Below are 21,208 nucleotides of genomic sequence, written 5' to 3'. Positions count from 1 at the left end.
TCTTTATCACTTAGTAGCAGCTGAGCTCCACCTAGGGTGATAAATGACCAAGCCGCCTTTACGGAAGATAAGAACCCCTCTATCAGCTAGTCCGTAGACAAGAGCGTAGAGAAGGATGGACAGACAACTGATTAATGAAGCAGCCCAGGAAACACGAGCCAACTGGGTATAGTGGTAGGTTATCTTGACTTTATGCGTGCCCTCAGGAAAATGAATAGTCGTAGCACCAGCTTTACTGAGGGTCGTCGGCACTTCTTGACCATCAACAGTGACGACCTGTCCCTTATAGCGATAAAAAGGGAGTTCGATTTGCTGTTCACTGCCTGTATTGTTCGTAATATCTCCTGTCGCATAGCTATCTCTGAAACGAAATTGGGATTCTAAAAGGATATCACTGTCTTTAACTATAACCTGATGCCCCAGCTTTTTGCCAGTATCAGCTACTTCATTTTTTTCTTTGGTCGACCTATTTGCATAATCCCTGAGTGCTATAGAATTGAGAACTTTCTTTTGAGTATTGCGATGAGATAGTTCGCTAAAAACGATCGGCTTATGACTGGACAGAGTTTTGAATATCGCTGTCGAGCTGCTGATGTTGACAGCAGATAAGGTAACTAAGACTGCTACAATCACAATCGCAGAATAGAAAAATCGTCGCCTACCCATTGGTGGCTTTTTAAGAAGAAAAGACTTAGAGGCTAAGAAGGTAGCAAATAGTGTGAGAAAACTATTAACCCGCCAAGCAAACTGGATAACGCTGACACTGCTGTTAGGACTATCAGGCCATTTTACTGCCTTGCTCTCCAGAAAGATAAATAGAACAATCCAGCCGATAAGGTAATAGTCTTCAATTCTTAATTTTCGAAATTGAAATAAAATCAAAGCGAGACAGACAATGACAAGAATTCCAGGCACTAGCTCCTTGATGGCATTATTAAGACTAAAGCGAAAAATATCACTGAGTGTTCTGGTAGAGTCGTTCAGCGATATCCCTCCGGGATTATCAATACGACTGTATCGAAACTGCTCCAGCATGGTAAAAAACTGAAAAGCACTCAAAGCTAGACTAGCCATTACGGCAATAAAGAAATTCCAACAGCGCTGAAGCCTATTTTGCTGAAAAGCAATTGCTGTAATAAAGATCAGACCAACGACGACTGAGGCCATAAAAGCTGTTAAAATATGACTGTAAATCAGCAGCGCCATACCAAAAGTCAGAGGATACCACCTATGATAATTGCCTCTAAGGATATTATAAAGCCCATAAAAAACTAAAGGCAGAAAACTCATCGCGATGACCTCACCAGTCGCAAAGCGGATCACAATATTGCCAAGGCGATAGGCTGAAAACACATAAAATATCGCAAAAAGGTGTGAGTTAAAACGATTATGAGTGATTCCTTTACTTGAATAATAGGCAATCAAATAGGTCACTACTGTCAAGGCATAACTATACAGAATCCAACCGTTATAGAGACTACCGGTCAATTTATAAAGCAAATAATAGGGATAATAGGTTAGATAAGGGTAGAAAAAATTAACCCCTTGTCCGATCTTGTAAAAAGACTTGAAATTAACCGGGCTTTCATGGATACTGGCTAGGCTGAGAACCCGATTAAGATGAAAGTGCAGATCGTCACCGTACAAGGCACCGTTGCTCATCAACAGGGGAATGATATAAATCAAACTGACTAATAGCGCTGCTAAAAACACTTTTAGCGGATCAGGAGCCCGATATTTAAGATACTTGATCGACATCCGACAGATCCCTTTTAAGATAATCCATAATTTCCTTAGAATATCTAAAACATTATCCCCTTGTCTTGGACTAGGGCTGTGATTATTTGGCTGGGGTTGTTGTATTATATTACTCGTCATTATTTTCCTGTTATGAGGCTGAGACAATAGTCTCAGCCTCTTTTATTTTTTGTAGTTTTTCTAGCAAGACGCAGTGCGTAAACGTACTTCCAGCTACTACTTCTTCTTGCCGCGCTTTTTCTTGGCTTTCTTAAGTTTATTGGCCTGACGTTTCATGGCTTGATTAACAGCGAACTGACCGATTTTCCCTTTCAAGCCGCCACCGAGCATTTGGCTCATATCAGGCATACCATTAGCACCGGCTAAGGCAGACATATCGGGCATACCACCTTGTCCCATCATTCCCTCGAGGGCTGACATATCCATACCAGAGCCATTTTTCGGCAATTGATTAGGATCTAAGCCCATCTGTTTCATGGCTTTATTCATATCACCACTCATGACTCCCTGCATCATAGACTTGGCCTGATTAAAGTCCTTGATAAATTTATTGACATCAACAAAACTATTTCCAGATCCTGCTGCGATTCGGCGACGGCGACTAGGATTGAGTAAGTCGGGATTCTCACGTTCTTCTGGTGTCATCGATGAAACAATCGCACGCTTGCGAGCAATATCACGCTCATCAACCTTTAGATTGCTAAGAGCAGGATTTCCAGCCATACCTGGAAGCATTTTCAGAAGATCTTCCATCGGTCCCATGCTTTGCACTTGATCTAGCTGCTCGATGAAATCATTGAAATCAAAGGTGTTTTCACGCATTTTTTCAGCAATCTCTGCTGAACGTTGTTCATCGTATTCCTGACTGGCCTTTTCAATCAGTGTCAGTAGGTCTCCCATGCCCAAAATACGGCTAGACATCCGATCTGGGTGGAAGGTTTCGATGTCAGTAATCTTTTCACCAGTACCGGTAAATTTAATCGGACGGCCAGTAATTTGGCGAACAGACAAGGCTGCACCACCGCGTGTATCCCCATCAATCTTGGTGAGGACGACACCTGTAATATCCAGTTTCTGGTTGAACTCACGGGCAACGTTGGCTGCTTCTTGACCAATCATAGAATCAACAACCAAGAGAATTTCATTGGGCTGGGCCAAGTCTTTGACATCCCGCAGTTCCTGCATCAGGGTCTCATCAATCTGCAGACGACCAGCCGTGTCGATCAAGACATAGTCGTTATGATTTTCCCGAGCCTGAGCTAGACCATTTTTTACGATTTCAGTCGCAGGAACATCGATTCCCATATCAAAAACTGGCACGTTGATTTGCTGTCCCAAGGTCTTGAGCTGGTCGATAGCCGCTGGACGGTAAATATCAGCTGCGATCATCAAAGGACGAGCATTGTCTTCTTTGATGAGTTTGTTGGCCAGTTTGCCGGCAAAGGTTGTTTTACCAGCCCCCTGAAGACCGATCATCATGATAATAGTTGGGATTTTGGGGGCTCTCTCAATCTCAGCTGTCTCCGACCCCAAAATCTCCGTTAGTTCTTCATTAACGATCTTGATAATCTGTTGGGTAGGATCCAGCGTATCAATGATTTCATGACCAACAGCACGCTCACGTACACGCTTGATAAAATCTTTAACAACTGGTAACGCGACGTCAGCCTCCAACAAGGCTAAACGAATTTCCTTAGTGACCTCTTGGACATCTTTTTCAGAAAGCTTCTTCTTTCCGCGAATATTTTTGAAAACGCCTTGTAAGCGTTCTGTTAAACTTTCAAAAGCCATAATTAATACATATCAGAAGCAACTGCCCTCAAACACCGGTATTTGTCATTTTGGACTACCCGATCCGACTTACCGTCAAACAGAGTTTACCAGCAGAAGAGTATTTTTCAAAACTATCAGAAGCAGCTGCCTTTTTCCTTTCTTCTTTTTAACTATTCACGATTATCGATACTAGTTAAGAGAGAAATATTTTCCTGCAGATATGCATCATCAGGATACTTCTCCATAATAGCATCAAAAATTTCACTGCGGACAATGTAGTCAGAATACATATGAAGCTTCATCTCATAGTCTTCTAAGATTTTCTCAGTCCGCTTGATATTATCGTAAACCGCCTGACGGCTGACACCAAATTCATCAGCAATTTCAGCCAGACTATAGTCATCCGCATAATAGAGCTCAATATAGTTCATCTGCTTATCCGTTAATAAGGGGGCATAGAACTCAAAAAGCGCATTCATGCGATTGGTTTTTTCAATTTCCATAAGCTTCATTATACCAAAAAAATCATCTAATTTATAGCTGAAATGCGCAAGATTCCGCCTTGTCTAACGACTTGCTTGGGAAATTGATTTACTTTATAATAGAGGTCAAACAAACGCGGTTAACGCAAATTTTTTGATGAATATCAACACTAATATGGGAGGCTCTGCAATGATTATCTATCACGATATGCTTTTTTCAGCCGTTAACAAGGTTAGACGGCTCCATATTTATTTACCCGATGATTATAAAGATAGCGATGAGCGCTACCCTGTCACCTACTTTTTTGATGGTCAAAATCTATTTTTTAACAATCAAGCGACCTATGGTACATCATGGGGACTCTATGATTTTTTACAAAACTGGCCTAAGAAAATAATTGTGGTCGGTTTAGAATGTAGCCACGAGGGTAATGAGCGCCTGTCTGAATACAGTCCCTACGATATCAACTCAGATTTTTTTGGCGATCCTATCAAGGGGATTGGACAGCTGACCATGGACTGGATTGTTCAAGAGGTTAAACCCTATATCGACGCGACTTATCGCACCTATAGTTTTCGCGAAGCCACAGCTATTGCTGGTTCCTCAATGGGAGGTTTAATGTCAATCTATGCTCTAGCTAAGTATAACCTTATTTTCTCCAAGGCAGCCTGCCTATCTTCGGCAATCTTGGGAGATATAGAGGCTGATGTCAAGGCTAGCCAGATTGATGAAGACACACGCGCTTATCTATCTTGGGGAAGCCAAGAAAGCTCAAGCTGGCAGGATAGGTACACCATCTGGGACAGTCCTGCAGCTAAATCCAATCTAACTATTGAAGCAGCATTTCAAAAGCATGGAGCAAAAACCTATATCTTTTATCAAGAAGGTGGGCGGCATAGCGAAGCTGATTGGGCCAAACAGATGGCACTTTTCATGGATTTTCTCTGGCGCTCCTAGAAAAGATAATGCCAGAAATTAAAATGATGAGACTGGGACAGAAATCAATAATTCGGAGAATTTGATTTTCCTCGCTCTCCTATTTTAAGGCTCAGCCCTCTGCCACTTTCCTGTTTTTAGGTGGCAGGATTTGGCAGTCTATCCCCAGACTGCCAAACTCCACTGGATAATTTCTATCCCACCTCCGCACAGCTCCAAAGGTCCGGGGGACCTTTGGAGGTTGGAAATAAGATGAACTAACGTTTATAGAATTGGATATCCACCCAGCAGTGGTTCATTGGTGCTAAAGTACCTAATAAACTGTGCAGGGGAAAGACTTATTGGCAGAGCCAACCAGTTTTTCTCCCAACCACTGCGCCTAGCAAATAAAATTGAATCAATAAGGTTGAGAACTCTTGTCTCAACCTTATTTTACCTTTTAATGGGTTAATTACTGCTCTCCAAATAAAACTCGAATCTTCCAGCTACATACTGACTGCGAACAAATTCAAAGGGGGTTCCATCATCTAGGTAGGAGGTTTGTCTCCGAGTCAATAGAGCATGCCCTTGCTTAACCTCCAGAGCATCTGCTTTGTCTCCATTAGCAACATCAGCAGAGATAATCTGCTGACTTTTACCGATAATATAACCGTGATCTGTCAGTGTCTGGAAAAAGTGATTAGTGACCTCTTCCTGTTTAAAATGGCGAATCAATCGCTCGGGAATACTGGTTACTTCATAAGCGACCGGAAGATTATCTGCATAGCGAACCCGCTCCATGCGTATAATATAGGATTTTGGCCTAACCGAAAGATGACGGATCTCCTGCTCATTTGGATAGGTACGCTCATACGAGATCAGTTTGCTGGAGGGGTCTTTTCCTTGAGATTTAATAATTTCGGTAAAGCTGGTTGTTCCCCGCATTTTTTCCTGAACTCGCTGACTAGCGACATAGGTACCGCTACCAACTCGGCGCTCCAATATTCCTTCGTCTACCAAGAGAGTAATCGCCTGCCGTAAAGTCATACGGCTGACCTCAAATTGATCAGATAGGTCGCGCTCGCTGGGCAGGCGGCTGCCGATTTTCCAAACACCTCGATCAATCTCGTTTTTTATAGCATCATGAATCCGAATATAAGCTGGTAGCATGGCATCCTCCTGATTAGTCTATACCAGTATTGTAGCATAAAAAAGCAGAAGGCTACTGGCTTTTTTCGCAATTTGAGAAAAATAGCGTGAAGCGCTTCTGCTGAAACATTTATTGTCTTTAGCACACATAAGACAACTTCTAGTTAGTCAGTTGTGTTGCTATAGACAGAAATAGACGATCCAGGTGTAAAATGAATAGGCTTAAACATCCAGTTATCATCTTGGTGGAAACGGCTGGTCAAAGTATCGGTAAGCGTGTTGCCAGATACCGTAATATTGCTGACATCTCCAGAGTGCTGACCAATACTAGCGCCGTAGGCAATAATTTTGCCCGACTTATCCTTATAAGGAATGAACGAATTATTGGTCACACTGATATTACTGGTCATAGCTTTTGTTTGATTGTAATTGCCATAGTTAGAGTCAATATTTTTTAAGAAATTGCCATCCCACTCCCCTTTGCTATCCGATGTATCGAACTGGATGGCTTCAGCGTAAATATCATGGTCTTTGCTGACTTCCGATAAATCAGTTTTATCAGTCAGCTCAGGTGCGTAACCTTCAAAGGTATTGCCTTCAAAACTTGAATTTTGCAAACCACCAAGGTCAAAGACGTGACTTCCTATTTTATGAACCATAGTAAAAGTATTGTTTTCGATAGTCCAGTTGCTGCCATGATTAACCATAATCATGAACTGGTTTCCTTTTTCTAAATCCTTGGCTTCGACAGTGATATCTCTCATGGTAAAATTTTGTACACCATCTGTTGCACCGGTTCCCGTCGCAAATCCAAACCAATACTGGGCACCATCGACAATGAGTTTGGTGCGATCGCCGCGAATCTGCGTATCCGAAGCTAAGGTAATATAGTCTGTTTCCGGAGTCTGTGTCCCAATGGTGAAATCTCCGCTGGGAAGGCCTAGAATGGTTCCAGGATTATCCTTGGCATAATTAAAGGCATCTTTTAAGACCTGATTATTGTCTGCAGCAGAATTCTCTTGCTTTAAAGGAACATGGTAAATATCGTTGACACTGGCTTCGGCGATATTAGAAATATCTGTACCGTCATCCAGTTTAACATCGTACTTATAACCGCCACCAGATGAATAATTATAACTGATATTCGTCACTTCTGCTGCGTCTCCCTGATAGCTGCTTAAATCGTAACCATCTAAATCAGTCTCAGCGGTATGACTAATCTGAATCGTAGCATCCTTGCCGAATTTAGCATCAGGCGCTTCCGTAATATCTGTTTCAGTGACACCTCTGACCTTATCACCATTCTCAAACTTGATCGTGTAAGTCATGACGGAATCCCCGTCCTTGGTATCAACTTGATTCTCAGAATCAATCTTGCCGATCCACTGGCGGTACCTTTCTAAATTTTTACCACCGATGGAAGTTTGTGCCTCAGCAGTAATCTGCACAGTATTATTTTCAGCGTACTTAGGTTTCAAATTTTCCGAGCCAATCTGGATATTGCTGGCAACATTAAGAACATCTTTCTTGAGAACCTTAAAACTGTCAGTAACCGCCAAAAGAATGATAGCGGCAACGACCAATACTCCTAACACAATCAGTTCCTGCACCCGAAACAGGCCTTTGCCTCGCTGTCTTTGTCGATTTTCCCTCAGTAAGGGACTGGTATGACTTTCTCTTTCTTTATGAGTAGGGGGAATTTTTTCTCGCATAGAGTTCATTATAACATAGTTTGCCTAGCGAGAATAGGGGGATTCACCCGAAATTTCTACTGCGCTCGGGCATAAAGTGTGCTACAATAGACGTAATCATTCTGTCAGGCAAACTGACAAACTAGAAAGGGTTAAGATGACTGAATTTACCAACCTTGAAAAGATCATCGTCTTGGATTACGGCAGCCAGTATAACCAGCTGATCGCCCGCCGTATCCGCGAATTCGGGGTCTTTTCAGAACTTAAAAGCCATAAAATTACTGCAGCCGAAGTCAAGGAGCTCAATCCTATCGGAATCGTCCTATCCGGCGGACCTAACTCGGTTTATGCCGATGATTCCTTTGGTATAGATGAAGAGATCTTTGAGCTTGGTATTCCGATTCTAGGTATTTGTTATGGCATGCAGCTTCTGACCGACCGTTTGGGCGGCAAGGTTGTCCCTGCCGACCAGACCGGCAACAGCGAGTATGGCCAGTCGACACTCCAGCTGCAGCAACAATCAGCCCTATTTGCCGACACGCCAAAGGAACAGGTCGTCCTGATGAGTCATGGCGATGCTGTGACTGAAATCCCGGCTGGCTTCCAGCTTATCGGAGAATCTGCCGACTGCCCTTATGCTGCCATCGAAAATCCAGAGCGCAAGATTTATGGTATCCAGTTCCACCCAGAAGTTCGGCACTCAGTCTATGGCAATGATATCCTGCGTAATTTTGCTGTGACTATCTGTGGTGCTAAGGCAGATTGGTCAATGAATAACTTTATTGAAATGGAAATTGCTAAGATCCGTGAGACCGTTGGCGAGCGCAAGGTTTTACTGGGACTCTCGGGCGGAGTTGATTCATCAGTCGTCGGCGTGCTGCTGCAAAAGGCAATTGGCGACCAACTAACCTGCATCTTTGTCGATCACGGTCTTCTGCGCAAGGGAGAAGGCGATCAGGTCATGAACATGCTGGGCGGCAAATTCGGACTTAACATCATCCGTGTGGACGCCTCCAAGCGCTTCTTAGACTTGCTGGCCGGTGTTGATGACCCTGAAAGGAAACGCAAAATCATCGGCAACGAGTTTGTCTACGTCTTTGATGACGAAGCCAGCAAACTCAAAGGGGTAGACTTTTTAGCCCAGGGGACACTCTATACCGATATTATCGAATCTGGTACTGAGACAGCCCAAACCATCAAGTCACACCACAATGTTGGCGGCCTGCCTGAAGATCTACAGTTTGAACTAATTGAACCCCTCAATACCCTTTTCAAGGATGAAGTCCGAGCTCTGGGGACAGCTCTGGGAATGCCTGATGAAATCGTCTGGCGCCAGCCATTTCCTGGTCCAGGTCTAGCTATCCGCATCATGGGAGATATTACCCCTGAGAAGCTCGAAACCGTCCGTGAATCCGATGCCATCCTACGTGAAGAAATTGCCCAAGCCGGCTTGGAACGCGATGTTTGGCAGTATTTCACTGTCAATACCGGTGTGCGCTCGGTTGGTGTTATGGGAGACGGCCGTACCTACGATTACACAATTGCCATCCGCGCTATTACTTCTATCGATGGCATGACAGCAGATTTCGCCCAACTGCCTTGGGAGGTCTTACAAAAAATCTCAAGGCGCATCGTCAACGAAGTCGATCACGTCAACCGCATCGTCTATGATATCACCAGCAAACCACCTGCAACTGTGGAGTGGGAATAGGTGACTAAATTAAAGTGAAATGGTTGGTTTAACAGCATTTCTAAATGTTGTAAAATGTGAAAGCGGAACTAAATTACTTTGGTTCCCCACCAGAAAATAATGTGCGGCCCCAAAAAGTTGAATTATAAATTTATGCTAAGGATTGAATCTTGTATTACACAGGTTTCAATCCTTTTAGTTTGGCAACATCAGCCAAATAGCGAATGAAATCGCTACTACAATATTCATATTTAGAAAGTTATAACGGAGTAAAATCAAACAACCAACTGATATACTTAACTCAGCTAGAACATTATGCGTTGCCCGCCAATTCCTACATCATTCCTTATTGAAAATTCTTATCCCAATAAATGGTTTGTTTTCCTCCTTTTTACTCTGCCAACATTGATACTCATCCAGACATTCATTAACATACTTAGCAAACAAATCTTCCATCGTAGACACTTGGCCTTTGGCATGAAAGTCATCAAAGGCTTTATAATAGGATAGACGATCTGTAAATTTAATATCAATCGGTGGTAATCCTGCTTTCATCAATTCAAGATTAACCAAAAGCCGGCCTGTTCGACCGTTTCCATCAATAAAGGGATGGATACTTTCAAAATCGATATGAAATTTGGCTAACTTGGTAATGATTGCGCTTTGATCCTTTTGATAATCTTGCAGAAGCTGCTCCATCTTAGGACATATCATATAAGGCGAAGCGGGTTCATTAGCAGCTCCCATGATTCTAACAGGAACTTTTCTATAGACACCTCTATCTTCCTTTTTATCTGACAGAACAAGGTAATGAATATCTTTAATGACTTGCTCCGTTAAGGGATGGTTTTCTGAGAGCAGTCTTTGCACAAATTGAAAGGCTTCCTTGTGACCAATAGCCTCAAGGTGATCCTTCAAAGGTTTCTGATCAATGGTCAACCCTCTTAGCACCATATCAGTTTCCCGAAGGGTCAAGGTATTTCCTTCAATCGCATTAGAATTATAGGTGTACTCTACAAGAAATTCCTCATTTAGCCGATCTAGCTCACCACTAGTCAAAGGCCTCCTTGTTGCTAAGAGTGACTTTTTCTCTTCAATCACTGATAGTAAACTAGAAGCCTTTTTATAACGACCATCACTTGGCTGTGCTGCATCCGCTGGTATTCTCCAAATTTTTCCATCGCGGTAGGCTCCTTCAATTTTCCCTTGGACACACAACCTACATTTAATTTAACCCAATCTATCTTTCAGTTCTTATCTCTTCATGTGAACATACTTATTTTATGGTACAATAGAGACACTGTTATACAAGGAGGTGTGCTATGACCCTTGATGTAAATAAGGAAGAATTAACAATTTTAGGGATTCCTTTTGATAACTTTACAGATTTTGATACCGTCTGGTATGCCATCGGTTCATCAATGATTGAAAATTATGAACCGACTGTTCAAGATGTGATTGATTTAAAAGCTTATGTTATCAACAGGCGAAAGGAATTGAACCTTGGTTAAAAATCAATACGAAGGCTATGAGTACATCGACCCTCATAATCAATACACCTATCCAAATTCTACAGTCTTAATCAACAAACAAAACATTACAAATATTGAAGAAGCCTATCGAAACGAGCATTTATTCGTTACTAGAAGGCTCGCAGATTTGCGATTAAAGGCTATTGAGGTCAATTCTATTAGTGATATTTTAGCTATCCATAACTATTTATTCCAAGATGTTTATTCTTGGGCAGGGCAATATCGTAGAGTTAATATTTCAAAAAGTGGTAATCCTTTTATGCCATTACAATCTTTTAACACTGCTGAAACCTATATGAACCAGCTTATTCATACCTATCATCAAACGGCTAACTCAAAAGATGAGGCTATAATACAATTAGCAAAAATCCTTGATAACCTTAATTATTTCCATCCTTTTCGAGAAGGTAACGGACGAACTCAACGAGAAGTTATTCGTTCTTTAGCACTATCAAAAGGATATTCGGCACAAATACGCGTTGAACAAAATGATGACATTTATAATCTTTATATGGACGGAACAGTCTATGGAGACTTAGGGAAGTTAGAAGAACTACTTGGTAAAATACTTGAAAAATTGTAAATTAGTTTGCTTTCTTATCTGCTGTTATGTTTAATTAATTCCACTTGAATGTACGCAATAATATTCCATTGATGGCACCCTTTATAAAAAGATCCTTTTGTCATCTGCTATATAAACTGTACCCCAAAAGTTAGATTTTGTGTCTAACTTTTGGGGTGCTTTTCTTATAAAATTAAGTTACGACGATAAATGAATATATGAGCTAAGAAAAAATGCGGGGGCTTGTTCCTAACTTAGTAAAGAATATGATGTCAATATTGCCACCATTTATTCCTTTTATAAAAATTTTGTACTAAATTCTCAAATCTACTATTTCTACTTGTCATAAAGAACCTATTCACTTTATTAATAGAAGCAACGAGCAAACATACTTCACATAAACTGGTTTAATCGGCCTAGGCCACGGTATTGGATAACTTTTTCCAATTAAGAGATACCTCCAAAACCTAATAGCTAGTTAAAATTTAATTTAGAAGTCCTACCTACCTAAAGTTATTTTTTACCAAAGAGGTGACGTCTTTAGCTGATTCTAGCGTATTGAAACCAAGTAAGTAAGCACGTTCTTCATTTTCTTTACACAATCCACGGATACTAGCCTTGATGTCCTTCCATTGGTACTTAGGATTAATTTGCTTCACCAAATAAACAACTATCATAATAACCACGGCTAATCTATTGGAAGGTTTTTTAACAGTAGATTTACCCTTTTTACTCTCAATAAAGTAAAGATAATCCTGCCAGTCTTTCCTAATTTTAGGTTTCGTCGTCAACTTAATATCAATCAAATTGGAATTATGAGCACAAATATTCCGAATAAAATTCAGACACTTCATCCAAGAGACAAGCTCTTCCCCACTGCATTGATAATAGGAAGTCACCTGTTTTAAGTTGCTCTCACTCATTATTTTCAGCATGGAAACCACATCTCCAAGCATCAATAAATCAATTCCTAGCCATACCGATGGGAACCCATCGTTATCTAGGTTAGTTTCTTTTTTCAATTCAGAGGACTGACTTCGCTTAACAATTTTTAATAATTTTGACTTGATGCCATACTGTTGCCGTTCAATCTCAAACCGAGAAAAATTTTGCCTATTTGACCAAGAAGAAAAATTTAAATAACCAAAAGCACCATAGTGAGTTCCTAAGACATAAGATATTCTAGTTTTAACGGACACTTCAATTTTTTCAATAGCGTGTAGCAGGTAAAGTCTCAAATTTTTGTCTTGATAATAGCGACTAAGAACCTCTTTGAATTCTATCCCATCATAACTGATTTCAGTATGATTTTGGTACTTTTTAACCGTGGACAGAGGACGAGCAAACTCCTTTAGGCGATAATAACTAATATTTTTTAGTTTATCAATATCACCTTTATGGACAATCATTCCTCTACTTTTGAAAAGGTCTAACTGTTCCTTCCATGAAAGTGCAACTGGTTTATCACTCATTTTTTCTCCTTTACAACAAAAAAAGCCCCACGTCAGACGTATCTGTCCATAAGGAAGTGAGGGGTTTGTCATCTTATACATATATTAACACACGCACTGCGTGTTTGCAATATAAAAGTTAAAATAATTATTTTTAAAATCTAATATACTTAGTCGGAGCAACAAAGAAAAGAAATTGAGAAATTTCACCTTATTGAAGAGGTAGGCGATAAAGAGGCTAATCAGCCAACCGCCTGCAATACCAATCAGGACATGGAGGAGCATGCTTTGAACTCCAAGCCGCAGAAGCATAATCCGAATGGCACTGAGCACCGGTGAATGGAAGATATAAATGATCAGACTGGATTTTCCCTTATCCGCAAAATAGTTGAAAAAGCCGTCGTGAGGCAGACGCGGATAAATCAAAAAGGCTAGAAAAACGCTAAGAACAAAGACCAGTCCTTTCTCAATCAGGATAATGGCTTAACCGCTAAAAAAGCTTTTTTCTTAATATGCTGACAAAATTCTTTTTACTTGGCTAGAGGTTTAAAAATAACCTGACTAAGCAAAAATACAGGAATGTGAAAGATAGCCCAAATCAATCCATTCCATGCGTTTAGCTTTCATTAGTTTCCCTTAATTTTCAAAGCTGCTCTTATGCGGAAATTTACGCTCAAAGCTATCCACAATTAATTGACACTTCTTATCAAAATCAAGGTCATTGACATCATCATTTAGACAGATAACACAATGTTGCGGATTGAGCAGTTCACCTGCTATCCCTTCTGTATCTTCCAGTGAATAATAGCTGCCAAAGCCAACTTTTTGCGGTTCAAATTGATTCTTTTCTATGTTCCAATTGCTCATCAAAAAGTGGTTTACATCATCGATATTTCTAAATCGGTTGTGACAGACTTTATCCAGCAGTTCGCCTTCTTTTTTCCAAACTTCTTTGAAGGTCGATTTCAAATGCGGTAGGCTGACATGGAAGTTTTTATAGCCAAAAATCCCTTTGTATAAGCTAGCAAATAGATTATTCACTATATATTTTTTATAGCGGATATTAAAAAATTTGAGAGGGTGTCTTTTTAAAACATTTTTAGCCTCAAAATATTTGTTGATAACGATAGTATTATTTAATTCAATATGATTGAATTCTTCCCTTGGAACTAAGGGAGCATAGATAGCATAGTCCTTGACTTTCCCATTAAGGAAAAAATCTTCTGGCTTTACAGTCCTATTAAGAAACATATCATCATTAAACAAGACAAACTGCTCACTTAAATCTGGAATTCTATGCAGATTCAGTTCGATAACATTGGAATTATAGGTGGGAAGATACTCCTCTGGAATATAGTCTTTATGCTTAACAATACGCAGTTTAGGATGATTCGTATTCAGCCAGACCGGTACATGTCCATAAGTGACAAAAAAGACCTTATTGACCCAAGGAGCGTAATTTTCTACTGCCCGAAACCAGTAATTAAAGAAGGGAATGCTGCGGTATCTTTGCGCAGTGTCTCCTTCTAGGTACTCGTTGCTTCCGTCAAATCGTGACTTTTCTTTGAGCCACTCAGGATCATTTCCATCAACATAAGTAACAACAAGATCAATCTTGCTTTTTTCTGTTAAGCTCATTGTGTAACATCCTTTAATGCTTCTGTGACTGCCTTTTTAAGGTAATACCCTTCTTGCAGTTTTTTCATAATTTTTTTGACATTTTTTGTATATTTCTGATAGTCTTCTTCAGCAAGGTGTTCCAATTTTTCTTCTAGCTCGTAAAGAGAAGAAACAACAAGGCCTAGATGGTGTTTTTCAACAAATTCTGCTTCAGCCGACTCTTTCCAAACAATGACAGGAATACCTGAAGATAAATAAAGTGACAGCTTATGTGGATTATTGTATTTCAGGTAGTTCCCAGTTGGCCCCGAACAAGTATCGAGTTGATTCCCGTCCCAAACCAGGCCAAATCCTGAATTTAACTGAGAAGGAACCTCGTCTGCTGGAAAAGAACCATGATAGTGAACATTATCAGGAATTTGCTTAGGTTCATAAAAAATACCAAACAAATCAAAGTCTAGATTAGACAGTTTCTCTAGCTGATAAGCATAGGGACTTTTATCAGCCTTTAGATTGCCAGCAATTTGAACGTGCTTTGAGAAATGGATATTTTTATCCTGTTGCTCCTTATTGAGATAATCAAAAATCTCCAAAGAAATGAGGCAGTCTGATGAAACACCGTAATCAATAAACCACTGCTTCATTTTATCATTATGAACAATAATTTTATAGGCCACAGCCAGCATCTGATTCAGCTCTTTTTGGTAAAACTTATCGGAAAATATATTTCTAATCAGCTCCACATCATGAACCAAAGAGATGATTTTAACATTCTTTTTCTCTTTTAGTTTCTTTAAGGTTGCAAAGCGATTGCTCTGGTTTCTTCGGAAAGGGTGCTGCAAAACTAAAACCGAATCTTCTTCAATTTGAGAATAAATCGCCGACCATTCTTTAATATAGGACACTTGTCTTTTGACTTTAGAAATAAAATCATACTGTTCATTGGACTTGGAAACAGCCAATTTCTTAAAGCCTAGGCCTGTCAGAATATCGACACAGTCATTTGTTGCCTTACTGCCAGCATGTTTATGATGTCCGTATGATTCAACAATTTGGTATTTATTCAACTTCTTCTCCTAACAATAAGGATTCGATATCCTTGGCTTGGCTGCTAATATCAAATCCTTTTTCTTCAAAAAGAGGCTTAATCTGAACTGTATTACTGCGATCTAGCTTAAGCATATCTATCATGGTCTGAGCCCAAACAGCTGGCTCTTCATCCAAAGAAAGATAATTAAGACTGTCCAAAATTTTCAACTCTTTGGTAATAGTGTCGCTAGCCAGTACTGGCAAACCATTGGCCTGTGCCTCAACTGCAGAAAGAGGCAATCCTTCAAAAAGTGATGGCAGTACGAAAAGATCTAAAGCACTCAGCCAAGTTTTCATATCAGACTGACTGCCAGCCATTAGTACCTTATCCGCAATATCGTAATCCTTGATTTTTTGTTTTATCAGCTCTTCTGTACTGTTAGTTCCAGAGGTTTTCCCAATAATAACTAGCCTTAATGAATCATCTAATTCCAAGGCTTTGTTAAAAATATCAATCAAAAAGGGCTGATTTTTTTGGATATCCAGTCTTCCAACATTACCGATGATTTTATTTTGCTGCCAGCCCAGGCTTTTTCGCAAATCTTTTCTGACACTAGCAGAAAATGCAAAATTGTTAAATTCAATAGCATTTTGAATAATACGCGATTTTTCTAAGGCAGATCCAGAATACATATAGCGTGCTGCCAAATCTGAACAGGCAAAAAAACGAGTCGCAATCTTTTTAATCCGTTTTTTATTGATGGTATGAAAGACTAAGCGGGCAAAATTTCCCTTCCATTGGGAACTGTGACTGTGAATAATCCGTTCTTTAATGCCGTATTTTTGGGCATAGACCAATAAATCAATATTAGGAATTCCCATAGCATTATACCAGACAGCATCATAATCTTTTGCATGTTTGTCAAAAAAGGAAGTCAGCGCTCTTTTATAGTTTTGATAAGCTGAGATTGTTTTACCTTTGCGGGGCAGATAATATACTTTAGAACCTCTGGCCAATATTTCTTCTTCAAAAATAATAGGCTCCTCAGTTCTCTTGATAAAATCAATCTGAATTTTTTGAGGATTCAAATGCCTGTAATAATTCATTATAAAGGTTTCTGTCCCAGCCAAGACCGGCGACATCCCCGTCATCAGTATCTTATACATAAACCAGTTCCTTATTCATTTAGCAGTTCCTTAATAAGTGTTCGACACTCAGGATAAGCGGTTAAATCAAATTTTCGGCTAAAAAAGTAGCCTTCATCTCTTATCCTGCGCAGTTCTTTTCTATCTTCTTGACTGCCTGTCCAAACATAAGGATTGCCATCCCACCAATTGACAAACCTCAGATTCGCCTGAAATTCATCACGTGTATTATGATTGACAGCTGCATTAAAAATGCGCTCATTAAAGCCAAATTTATCTAAAAAGATTGGTAAAAAAACTTCATCAGGAATAAAAGTCCTGCCAAAAGTTTTAAGCACCCACTCTTCATTTTTTAGCAAAGTCCTAACAACATCATCTGGCAAGCTGACCCATTGACTGGCCTTCATGGGTATCAGATCAAATTTTTTGAGCAGATTAATCCTTAAGATTTTTTGAATGCTTACTTCCAAAAAACGATAGATTTTAAATAAGCCTTTTCCAACAATTCCCGGAATGGTTCTTGGGGTAAAGCGCTCAAAAAAATGATAATACTTTAGCCGATTAATATTTTCAGGATCTCCTTCTAAGGTCATCCGACTAAGAAAGACTTGCCCTTTATGGTCATTAAAAAAATGATGCATTTTCTTTTGACTGACAATAGGCAAGTCTGCCCCCGATAAGAGATGATAAAATTCATAATGATCATGCGCCTGTGCTGCTTTAAACAGCAAAAGTTCTGCTCTAACCTGAGAAAAACCGCCCCAGTAAATCGCTTCACGAGCTGTAATCGTAAGGTCTGAATGTTTACAGGCACTCTTGATTAGATTTTCATCGTTTTTTGTAAAAGGGGCTTTGGCATCAATATGAATAAAAATATCATTGCTGGTATCATCCAATAAAGAAACCAGAAGAGCTAATTGTTTAAAATTAGCATGAGCCATGATTAAATACGCGTGTTTTGTCATCTTTTAACTATCGTTTTAATTTTTATCAATCGATTGATTAGGCCCGCAAAGAATGGATAATTACTGGCGTAAAGTCTAATCAATAATTTTCGACTTAGGGGCAGTTTTGCATCAAGCAAATTATTTTTATTTTTCTTTAATTGCCGGGATAAGGTTTCTATTTCACCCGCAAATTCTTTTTTCAAGGAAGCAAAATTCGGTGATAAAGAAATTTCGGTAAGCAAGGCAAAATCTGCTCTCTGCCGGTTCAATTTAGCCCATTCTATGTAATCAGAATCAGTAGTTCTTTCAGCTTCCTTGACCACTATATCCCATCCCTTTAAGACATCAAAATGCTTCTTGGAAAAACGGGAAGTTAGTCCTTGATTATTGATAAAATAGTGATAAACGGCCTTATCTGTCACAACAATCTTCTGTGATTTTAAAATATAGCGAAAAGTTGTCGGAACATCTTCAGCATAAAACCCTTTAGGATAGGTAATATTTTCAACAACCTGACGCTTATAAAGCTTGTTCCAAACATAATACTCAATGGTTTGGCTTCCAATTTTAAAGTATTTTTTGGCATAAGCTTTCTGCGTCAGAACTTCTGCCTTAAGAGCCTTTTTCTGAGAAAAAGGTTTAAAAACAGCTGTTCGGTTAATAGCACCAACACAAATGTCCGCCTTATTCTCTTCCAGCAGAGAAAGCATGCAGGCATAGGCATCTTCCTCTAACCAGTCATCAGAATCCAAAAAGGCAACGTAGTTTCCTGTGATATATTTGAGGCCTGTATTTCTGGCTTCACTAAGACCGGCATTTTCTTGGTGGATAATTCTAATCCGTGAATCTGTCTGAGCAAATTTTTCGGCAATGGCAACTGAACCGTCCCTTGTTCCATCATTGACAATAATAATCTCAAGATTGGAATAGGTCTGGTTCACCAAAGAAGTTAAACAGCGCTCCAAATACTGCTCCACGTTATACACGGGTACGATAACACTGATTAGCGGATCATTATGATTCAACATCTATTTCCCTTCTTTAGCAACTATCTAAATGTCATTGAATTGATCGACTATTTTCTTCTAAATTTCCTCAGTATTTCGCCTATTTAGCCTATACTGTTCAATATATAGTATTCCAAAAACTAATAGAAAAATATTGTAATGAATATTACCAATCAGGTCATCAACCAAGCCATGAAGAGCTAAGCTGATGAGGATAATGAAAAGGTACATATCTCTGCGCTGATACAGCCTAACCATCACAATAGTCATACCAAGGACAAAAGCCAAGCTAATAATCAAACCATACTGTTGCAACATTTGCATATATAAATTATCGACATAGAGATATCTGGACCGTGTTATCCGCCCAAGAGTATTTAAACCATTACCAACCCAATCAATTTGTTGCCCCGTCAACTTGAAACCATAGAGTTCCATAGATTTGTGCATTAGATACAGGCGATTCCCAAATAAACCATTGAGAAAAAGTTGAAAAGAACTAACTGGTGTATATTTAAAGCTAAACCATAGACTGAGCAAAAATGAGGCTGGATAAGATAAAATAAAGAGTGACAGCAAAGGTCTCATTTTCTCTATCAAATTAGGATAGTATTTAAGAATGATCCAAATAATCAGCAACAAGGTGACACTATAGTATGTCAGACGCGAATTCGTCTGATAATAAACCCAAAAATTTATAGCAAAAAGTACAAATAATTCTAACAGACTAACCTGATTCTTTTTAATAAAAAATCTTCCAGAAATAATATTCAGTAAAACTGCAGATGGGAAGAGAGCATACCTAAAACCGATGTAATGACGAATACGATCAGGAGTCTGCTCCAAATAATTAGGAATAATGCCTAACAAACTACTAAAAACAATAAAAGATAGCGCTAAAGAGCTTGAAAAAACAGCTACTTTAACAAGGTTTTCCAAAGGAAATTTTCTGTAAAAAAAGCTAAAGAGTATCATTACAGAAATATTCGAAAAAACACCTGCTGTTCTTACGGCAATCAGTAAGAGAATCAAGAGAATAGGAGCAACTAGCAACGATTGCTTGCTCAATTTAAAATCAGTTACTTCTACCAAGATCATTATTGCCAATAATGAATAATTGACAAGTTTGAAAACAGCATCAGGTATAATTTGAACAAAAAATGATGCATTTAGTACGGCAAAAAACAGGTATACAGCTAAAACCAAATAAAGGATTAAAGCTAAAATAGAGTCTTTATTAATTTTAATTATCATGAATTTTCTTTTCAAACCTTCTCTTAACTGACTTGGAATATAAGTTTTCTACTTCTTTTTACTCTCTTAGAATAGCATCGATAAATTTTGTGCCTATCACAGTGAGGCAAATCCTCTTGAATCCCAGTTATCAAAGAGCTATCAATCACAACTAAGAGAACCCTTTTATTTTAGGGGGACTTTGCTGCGGATTATCCTTTTTCTTATTAAATCAATAGCGGTACAAGCACTGTAGACTAATAGAACAATCACTATTGACGCAGGTATAATCAACCAGCTGTCTTGATACTGATTCACATGAAATAGCTCTTCCCATAGAAACGGTCTTACAATCGGGTGATCGTGAATTAAATATACGGCAAAACTGGTAGAAGCAATGGTGTTTATGACTTTTGAGTGAGATAGCTGTATCTTCTTAAAGATTAGAAACAGTAATATAGATATCAACACTATTGGCAACTTGTTCTCGCCGTAGAAATAGATGACATGCCCTTTAATAATTTCAAATTTATCAGTTAAGTAACTAAGAATAACCGTACCAACAAGATTTAGCAAAACAATAAGCGTCACAAATGCTGTTAGAATTTTTTTGCTGAAACTTTCTAACAAGCCAAATTTTCGGATATAACCGCCGATACAATACAGTGTACAAAACCAAGTCAATTCTGTATAGTCAGGGGTGGTTCCTGAAAAAGTGGGGACCAGAGAGAAAATGGTAATCAGCACCGCTAACAATTGCTGGTAATTAGTTTTGCTTAACTGCTGCAACCCCTTGTTGATAAAGGGATGCAGAAGATAAAGTATAAAGTAGCTTGTTGCAAACCACCACATAGAAAAAGTTATGGGTAAGAAAGATTTAATAACAAACTTTATATCAACTTGATCCGAGCCAAAGATTGCTCCTAAAGCTAAAAGTGCTAAAGAATAAAATATAACCCGCCCCCAAAACTTTACTAATTTTGATAAATTAAGTTTCTTTTGGCTTGCGCTCAAAAAATAGGCAGAAATAAGAATAAAGATATTCACACCTACTTTGCCACCCATTATAATAAAATAATACCAGCTTCTAACGAGGCAAGACTCTGTTTCTCCCACCATTGTAAAATCCCCATGGATGGCAAAATGATGAAAAATAATCATTACTATGGATAGTATCCTTAATAATTCAAATGAGGAATTTCTTTTTTGTGTTCTGTTCATA

Annotated in this window: 18 protein-coding genes and 1 pseudogene; 4 read left to right on the top strand and 15 right to left on the bottom strand. The window is 39.1% G+C overall.

From position 1 onward, the window contains the following. Positions 1-6 precede the first annotated feature (6 nt). From ACVR1G_RS01045 to ACVR1G_RS01035, 3 genes are all read right to left on the bottom strand, one after another. Positions 7-1,758: a putative glycosyltransferase family protein gene (locus ACVR1G_RS01045; RefSeq protein WP_447451371.1), complete on the bottom strand. Its 1,752-nt coding sequence runs from the start codon at positions 1,756-1,758 to the stop codon at positions 7-9. Positions 1,759-1,974: 216 nt separating this feature from the next. Beyond that, the gene (gene ffh / locus ACVR1G_RS01040) at positions 1,975-3,549 is read right to left on the bottom strand and encodes a signal recognition particle protein (RefSeq protein WP_447451370.1); all 1,575 of its coding nucleotides are present in this window, start codon (positions 3,547-3,549) and stop codon (positions 1,975-1,977) included. Between the two features lie 152 nt (positions 3,550-3,701). Next, positions 3,702-4,034 (bottom strand): putative DNA-binding protein, encoded by a 333-nt coding sequence (locus tag ACVR1G_RS01035; protein ID WP_447451369.1) that lies wholly within the window; start codon positions 4,032-4,034, stop codon positions 3,702-3,704. Positions 4,035-4,203: 169 nt separating this feature from the next. On the opposite strand from ACVR1G_RS01035, the gene ACVR1G_RS01030 reads away from it, so the two are divergent. After that, a complete protein-coding gene (locus ACVR1G_RS01030; protein ID WP_447451368.1) occupies positions 4,204-4,971 on the top strand; it encodes an alpha/beta hydrolase in 768 nt (255 codons plus the stop codon). Between the two features lie 426 nt (positions 4,972-5,397). Here the strand turns inward: ACVR1G_RS01030 and ACVR1G_RS01025 are convergent, their stop codons facing one another. Next, positions 5,398-6,099, bottom strand: coding sequence for a GntR family transcriptional regulator (locus ACVR1G_RS01025; protein ID WP_447451367.1), 702 nt, complete (start codon positions 6,097-6,099; stop codon positions 5,398-5,400). 143 nt (positions 6,100-6,242) lie between these two features. Then, positions 6,243-7,790, bottom strand: a complete 1,548-nt coding sequence (locus ACVR1G_RS01020) for an HlyD family secretion protein (protein ID WP_447451366.1) — start codon at positions 7,788-7,790, stop codon at positions 6,243-6,245. 136 nt (positions 7,791-7,926) lie between these two features. Here ACVR1G_RS01020 and guaA point away from each other — a divergent pair, with 136 nt between their 5' ends. Further along, positions 7,927-9,480 carry a glutamine-hydrolyzing GMP synthase gene (gene guaA / locus ACVR1G_RS01015; protein WP_447451365.1) on the top strand — a complete coding sequence of 518 codons (1,554 nt, stop codon included), beginning with the start codon at positions 7,927-7,929 and terminating at the stop codon, positions 9,478-9,480. 318 nt (positions 9,481-9,798) lie between these two features. On the opposite strand, the gene ACVR1G_RS01010 is transcribed toward guaA, so the two are convergent. Beyond that, a complete protein-coding gene (locus tag ACVR1G_RS01010; RefSeq protein ID WP_447451364.1) occupies positions 9,799-10,677 on the bottom strand; it encodes a Fic family protein in 879 nt (292 codons plus the stop codon). A gap of 104 nt (positions 10,678-10,781) precedes the next feature. Between ACVR1G_RS01010 and ACVR1G_RS01005 the strand changes: the two genes are divergently transcribed. Both ACVR1G_RS01005 and ACVR1G_RS01000 read left to right on the top strand, forming a co-directional pair. Next, complete coding sequence (locus tag ACVR1G_RS01005) at positions 10,782-10,970, top strand: hypothetical protein (protein ID WP_165213058.1); 189 nt, start codon at positions 10,782-10,784, stop codon at positions 10,968-10,970. Next, on the top strand, positions 10,963-11,574 hold the full coding sequence (locus ACVR1G_RS01000; protein ID WP_447451363.1) for a Fic/DOC family protein: 612 nt from the start codon (positions 10,963-10,965) through the stop codon (positions 11,572-11,574). The genes ACVR1G_RS01005 and ACVR1G_RS01000 overlap by 8 nt, the downstream gene beginning before the upstream one ends. Positions 11,575-12,056: 482 nt before the next feature. Here the strand turns inward: ACVR1G_RS01000 and ACVR1G_RS00995 are convergent, their stop codons facing one another. The 9 genes and pseudogenes from ACVR1G_RS00995 to ACVR1G_RS00955 all read right to left on the bottom strand — a co-directional run bounded on the left by ACVR1G_RS00995 (position 12,057) and on the right by ACVR1G_RS00955 (position 21,207). After that, positions 12,057-13,025 carry an Abi family protein gene (locus ACVR1G_RS00995; RefSeq protein WP_447451362.1) on the bottom strand — a complete coding sequence of 323 codons (969 nt, stop codon included), beginning with the start codon at positions 13,023-13,025 and terminating at the stop codon, positions 12,057-12,059. A gap of 133 nt (positions 13,026-13,158) precedes the next feature. Beyond that, positions 13,159-13,469: pseudogene (locus ACVR1G_RS00990) on the bottom strand (acyltransferase family protein); the annotation flags it as partial. A 171-nt stretch (positions 13,470-13,640) separates the two neighbouring features. Beyond that, positions 13,641-14,642 (bottom strand): stealth family protein, encoded by a 1,002-nt coding sequence (locus ACVR1G_RS00985; protein WP_447451361.1) that lies wholly within the window; start codon positions 14,640-14,642, stop codon positions 13,641-13,643. Further along, positions 14,639-15,691 carry a glycosyltransferase gene (locus ACVR1G_RS00980; protein ID WP_447451360.1) on the bottom strand — a complete coding sequence of 351 codons (1,053 nt, stop codon included), beginning with the start codon at positions 15,689-15,691 and terminating at the stop codon, positions 14,639-14,641. Before ACVR1G_RS00980 ends, ACVR1G_RS00985 begins: the two co-directional genes overlap by 4 nt. Beyond that, complete coding sequence (locus tag ACVR1G_RS00975; RefSeq protein ID WP_447451359.1) at positions 15,684-16,820, bottom strand: glycosyltransferase; 1,137 nt, start codon at positions 16,818-16,820, stop codon at positions 15,684-15,686. Before ACVR1G_RS00975 ends, ACVR1G_RS00980 begins: the two co-directional genes overlap by 8 nt. Before the next feature lie 11 nt (positions 16,821-16,831). Next, the gene (locus ACVR1G_RS00970; protein ID WP_447451358.1) at positions 16,832-17,764 is read right to left on the bottom strand and encodes a beta-1,6-N-acetylglucosaminyltransferase; all 933 of its coding nucleotides are present in this window, start codon (positions 17,762-17,764) and stop codon (positions 16,832-16,834) included. Continuing rightward, positions 17,761-18,774, bottom strand: coding sequence for a glycosyltransferase family 2 protein (locus tag ACVR1G_RS00965; RefSeq protein ID WP_447451357.1), 1,014 nt, complete (start codon positions 18,772-18,774; stop codon positions 17,761-17,763). The genes ACVR1G_RS00970 and ACVR1G_RS00965 overlap by 4 nt, the downstream gene beginning before the upstream one ends. Positions 18,775-18,831: 57 nt before the next feature. Continuing rightward, the gene (locus ACVR1G_RS00960) at positions 18,832-20,007 is read right to left on the bottom strand and encodes a hypothetical protein (RefSeq protein WP_447451356.1); all 1,176 of its coding nucleotides are present in this window, start codon (positions 20,005-20,007) and stop codon (positions 18,832-18,834) included. A gap of 165 nt (positions 20,008-20,172) precedes the next feature. Then, positions 20,173-21,207 carry an acyltransferase gene (locus ACVR1G_RS00955; RefSeq protein ID WP_447451355.1) on the bottom strand — a complete coding sequence of 345 codons (1,035 nt, stop codon included), beginning with the start codon at positions 21,205-21,207 and terminating at the stop codon, positions 20,173-20,175. Position 21,208: the final 1 nt, after the last annotated feature.

The organism is Streptococcus dentasini, from assembly GCF_053206945.1.
This window is presented reverse-complemented; position numbering and strand designations above follow the sequence as displayed.